Source organism: Streptomyces sp. 13-12-16 (assembly GCF_002114215.1).
In the GTDB taxonomy this organism is placed as follows: domain Bacteria; phylum Actinomycetota; class Actinomycetes; order Streptomycetales; family Streptomycetaceae; genus Streptomyces.
The window spans coordinates 1-4973 of the sequence record NZ_NCTE01000978.1 but is presented as its reverse complement, the minus strand read 5'-3'; the positions used below and the strand labels follow the sequence as shown (position 1 = coordinate 4973).

The window sequence follows — 4973 nt, the reverse complement described above, 5'->3', positions numbered from 1 at the left end:
CCCGGGGGAAGCGGACGCGGCCGAGGCGCCGGCCCGTCGCGTTCCCGCGGGCCCGGGCGGCCGTCGGGCGAGCCGGAGCCCACGGCATCGCCCCTCCCCCGGCCGGAACGGCGGATCGTCCCGCCCGGCGCGTCCGAAGCCGCGGCGAAATCCCTCTCACCGGTGAGGACCGGGCTCCCGGTTCCTCGTGATACTGGTACGGCCCCCGCCCCGAGGAGCCGCTCATGTCCCTCCGGTCCGCCTTCGCACCGGTCGTCGTGCGCTGGCGTACGGCCAGTCCGTACGCCCTCGACACGGCGCTCGCCACGCTCGTGCTGTTCGCCGTCTCCCTGCAGTGGGTCTTCCCCGACGAGGGCGACGACCGGCTGACCTGGCAGGGCTGGCTGCTGGGTGCCGCCACGGCCGTACCGCTGGTCTGGCGGCGGCGCGCACCCTGCGCGGCCGCGTGGGCCGTGTCGGTCGCCACCCCGGCGCAGGCGCTGTACCAGGCTCCCCCGCCGGACGTGATGTACGGCGGGATGGTCGTCCTGTACACCCTGGCCGCCCTGGGCAGGCCCTGGCAGCGCCGGATGATGCTCGCGGGCTGGGTGATCGGGGTCGTCGTGACCATGCAGCACCTGGCGGGCGACGAGCCCTTCGAGTACGCCTTCCATCTGCTGGGCCTCGTCTGCGCCTACGCCCTCGGGGTGCTCGCCCGGGTCCAGCGCGCGTACACCACCGAGCTGGAGGACCGGGCCCGCCGCCTGGAACGGGAGCGGGCCGCGGACACCGCGCGGGCCCGCGCCGAGGAACGCGCCCGTATCGCCCGGGACATGCACGACATCCTGGCGCACGCCGTGAGCCTGATGGTGGTGCAGGCGGAGGCCGGACCCGTGGTGGTGCGCAAGGATCCGGAGCGCGCGGAGGCCACGTTCGACACCATCGCGACGACCGGACGGGACGCGATGGCCCAACTACGGCGCATCCTCGGCGTGCTGAAGGAGGAGCGGCCGGACGACGAGGCCGCGCGGCGGCTGCCGCAGCCGGACCTGGCGGCGCTGCCCCTGCTGGTCGGGCAGGTGCGGGACTCCACGGGGCTGCGCACCGAGCTGCGCACCACGGGCGTGCCCTGCCCGCTGTCCTCGGACACCGAGGTCGCCGCCTACCGTGTGGTCCAGGAAGCTCTCACCAACACCGTGAAGCACGCCCGTGCCTCCCGCGCCGTGGTGGAGCTGGACTGGGCGGAGGACCAGGTGACCCTCACGGTGACGGACGACGGGCGGGGTGCCCCCACGCCGGCCGGCGGACACGGACTGATCGGCATCCGGGAGCGGGCCGCCGCCTGCGGGGGCAGCGCCGAGACCGGCAGCGGCCCGGACGGCGGCTTCCGGGTCGTCGTACGCCTGCCGGCGGCCGCCGACCGGGAGGAGGTCCTCGGGTGAGCATCCGGGTGGTCGTCGCCGACGACCAGGAACTGGTCCGGGCCGGCTTCGGCATGATCCTGGACGCCCAGGACGACATCGAGGTGGTCGCCGAGGCCGGGAACGGCGAGGAGGCCGTCGCGGCGGTGCGCCGGCACGCCCCGGACGTGCTGCTGCTGGACATCCGCATGCCGGTGATGGACGGCCTGGAGGCGGCCCGTCAGGTGTGCGCGCAGTCGGGCTGCAAGGTGGTCATGCTGACCACGTTCGACCTGGACGAGTACGTGTACGAGGCGCTGTACGCGGGTGCCAGCGGCTTCCTGCTGAAGGACGTCCGCCGGGACGACCTCGTGCACGCGGTGCGGGTGGTCGCGGCCGGTGACTCGCTGCTCGCCCCGGCCGTGACCCGGCGGCTGGTCGCGGACATCGTGCGGTCCCGCCGGGAACAGGCCGCCGCCGGGGCCGCCACCCCGCAGCGGCTGGAGGCGCTCACCGCCCGCGAGGCGGAGACACTGCGGCTGCTGGCCCGGGGACTGTCCAACGCGGAGATCGCGACGACCCTGTTCGTCAGTGAGCACACCGTCAAGACCCATGTGAGCAACGTGCTGGGCAAGCTCGGTCTCAGGGACCGGGTACAGGCGGTGATCTGCGCGTACGAGACGGGCCTGATCGCCCCCGGCTCCCCCTGAGGAGTGAGTGAGGGGGCCCTCTCCCCCGTACGGGCGAGGGCCGCAAACCGCTCCCTCGGGCGATCCGGCGCACCGCCCCGCGGCACGAGTCTGGGAGGCGACGGAGAACCAACTCGCCGGGAGGGACCGTGCTTTCCTCACTCGCCCGGGCGGCCACCCGCCGCCCCTCGACCGTGATGCTCCTGTGGGGGCTCTTTCTGCTGCTGGGATTCGGGCTGGGGACGGGCGTGTTCGCGCGGCTCTCCGACGACGTGGCCGGAGTGCCCGGAACCGAGTCGGAGTCGGCCGCCCGGTACCTGGACCGGGTGGACCCGGCGGGCGAGTCGATCACCGGCGTGGTGGCCGGCACCGCGGTCTCGGACCCGGAGCTGCGCGCCGAGGTCGAGCGGGCCGTGGCCGACGTGCGGACGGTCGCCGGGGTCGCCGCCGTGCCCGACCCGTACAGCACGCGCGGCCTGACCGCCGAGGACGGGCGGGCGCTGGTCATCCCCGTCACGCTCGAAAGCGGTCTGGACGACGACGCCGAGCAGCGCACGTTCGACGCGGCGGCCGAGCGGATCAGGCAGATCGACGCCCCCGACGTCCAGGTGAGCGGGGGCCCGCTGCTGGGGCAGCAGATCGCCGAGCGGGCCCAGGAGGACGTGAGGAACGCGGAGTTGATCTCCCTGCCGGTGGTGCTGGCGCTGCTGCTCGTGGTGTTCGGCGGGCTGCGCTCCGCGCTGCTGCCGCTGGTCGTCGCGGTCAGCGGGATCGCGGGGGCCTTCCTGGCGCTGTTCCTCTTCAGCGAGGTCACGGACATCTCCGTGTACGCGATCCAGCTGACGACGATGCTGGGGCTCGGGCTCGCCGTGGACTACGCCCTGCTGATACTGGTGCGGTTCCGGGAGGAGCGCCGGCACACCGAGGACGTCGTGGAGGCGGTGCACCGCACGGTCGCGGCGGCCGGGCGGACGGTGCTGTTCTCCGGGCTCACGGTGGCCGTCAGCCTGACCGGGCTGCTGGTCTTCCCGAGCGTGTTCCTGTGCAGCATGGGCCTCGCGGTCGCCGCCGTGGTCGTCATCGACATGCTGGCCGCGCTCACCCTGCTGCCCGCGCTGCTGGCCCGGTTCGGCGGGCGGATCGCCCCGGCGAAGGACCGGCCGGAGGGCGAGGAGGGCCGGCTCTTCGCCCGGATCGCCCGCTTCGCGGCCCGGCGCCGGATCGCCGTACTGGCCGTGGCCGTCCCGGTGCTGCTGGTCCTGGCGGTGCCGGCGGCCGGCATGAAGATCGTCCTCGGGGACGCGCGGCAGCTGCCCACGGACACCGAGGCCCGGCGGCTGCACGACACCGTGGACGGCCACTTCCCGCCGGGGACCGGGGCCACGCCGGTCACCGTCGTCGTCCGGCCCGGTGCCGGCGGCGCGACCGTCGACGGGATCCGCGCGCTGTCCCCGGCCACCACGGCCCGTGAACTGCCGGGCGGGGCCACGGTGCTGGAGATCCGGCCGCCCGGCGCGGCCGACGGCGAGGAGGCGACCGGGCTGGTCGAGCGGGTGCGGGAGGCACGCGGCGACGAACCCGTCGAGGTCACCGGGCCCGCGGCCCGGCTGGTCGACTTCCGCGCGATGCTCGCCGAACGGGCACCGTGGGCGGCCGTGACCGTCCTGGCCGGCATCTTCCTGCTGCTGTTCGCGTTCACCGGTTCCGTGCTGCTGCCGCTGCGCACCATCGCGACGACGCTGCTCAGCCTGGGCGCCGCGCTCGGTGCGGTGGTGTGGGTCTTCCAGGACGGTCATCTGGCCGGGCTGCTGGGCGCCGAGGGGCTGGGCGCGCTGAGTCTCACGGCGCCACCGCTGATCGTGGCGATCGCGTTCGGACTGGCCATGGACTACGAGCTGTTCATCCTGGCCCGGATGCGGGAGGCCCGGGAGCGCACCGGCGACGACGCGGAGGCCGTGGTGGACGGGCTGCGCCGTTCGGGCAGGGTGGTCACCTGTGCGGCGCTGCTGCTGGCGGTCGTCTTCGCCGCGTTCATGACGGGCGGCTTCTCGCCCGTCCTGCAGATCGGTCTGGGGCTCACCCTGGCCGTCCTCATCGACGCGACCGTCGTGCGCATGCTTCTGGTGCCGGCCACCATGTCCCTCCTCGGGCGCCGCGCCTGGTGGGCCCCTGCGCCGTTGCGGCGGGTCCACGAGCGGTTCGGGCTCCACGAGGAGCCTGCGGAGGTGGCCCGGCCGCGGGTGCCGACGGGGGTGTGAGGGCCGCCACCGGCGGCTCTCACCGCGCGTGTTGTTCGCACACGCCCACCGGCGTACGAGTGCGGTACGGGGAGCACCGGCCCCTTGTTCCCGCCCCCTCCGCCCCTTCCCTTCCCGTCCCTGGGGGCTTCGCCCCCAGACCCCCGCTCGCGCAGTTCCCCGCGCCCCTTGAGGGGCGCGGGGCTGTGTTGACATGCGGCTCCGCCGCGTGGGCGCGATCAGCCCACGACGGCCCGCAGTCACCACACAGCCGAAACCGCCCGTGCTCTTCCGCGCACGCGTGGTCGAACGGAGCGACGGGCGCGCCGCCCGGACGCTCCCGGGCGTCGCGCCCGTCCGACGTCCACGGCTCCCCTTGCACACATTCGCGTCAGTTCGGGACCTGAACTCCCCCCTCCCACAAGGACTTTCTCGGTTACACCTCTTGACGGCGCGAGCGTCACGGAGCACATTGGCGTCACTTTGAGAGCGCTCTCACAGCACAGGCATCCGAACCCGAGAGGGCATCCCCACATGAGTGACACCTCCGGCATCCCCCGCACGCTCCGCAGACCCCGGCCGCTGCGGCGGGCGGTCCTCGCCGTCGTCGGCACGCTCGCCCTCGCGGCGGGCGCCGCCACCGCGGCCGGTCCGTCCGCGAGCGCGTC

Annotated in this window: 3 protein-coding genes; all 3 read left to right on the top strand. The window is 74.5% G+C overall.

Features of this window, described 5'->3' with window-relative positions:
- Positions 1–224 precede the first annotated feature (224 nt).
- A complete protein-coding gene (locus tag B7767_RS33620; protein ID WP_085575408.1) occupies positions 225–1421 on the top strand; it encodes a sensor histidine kinase in 1197 nt (398 codons plus the stop codon).
- The gene (locus tag B7767_RS33615) at positions 1418–2089 is read left to right on the top strand and encodes a response regulator transcription factor (RefSeq protein WP_085575407.1); all 672 of its coding nucleotides are present in this window, start codon (positions 1418–1420) and stop codon (positions 2087–2089) included. Before B7767_RS33620 ends, B7767_RS33615 begins: the two co-directional genes overlap by 4 nt.
- Positions 2090–2217: 128 nt before the next feature.
- Positions 2218–4326: an MMPL family transporter gene (locus B7767_RS33610; RefSeq protein ID WP_085575406.1), complete on the top strand. Its 2109-nt coding sequence runs from the start codon at positions 2218–2220 to the stop codon at positions 4324–4326.
- Positions 4327–4973 lie beyond the last annotated feature (647 nt).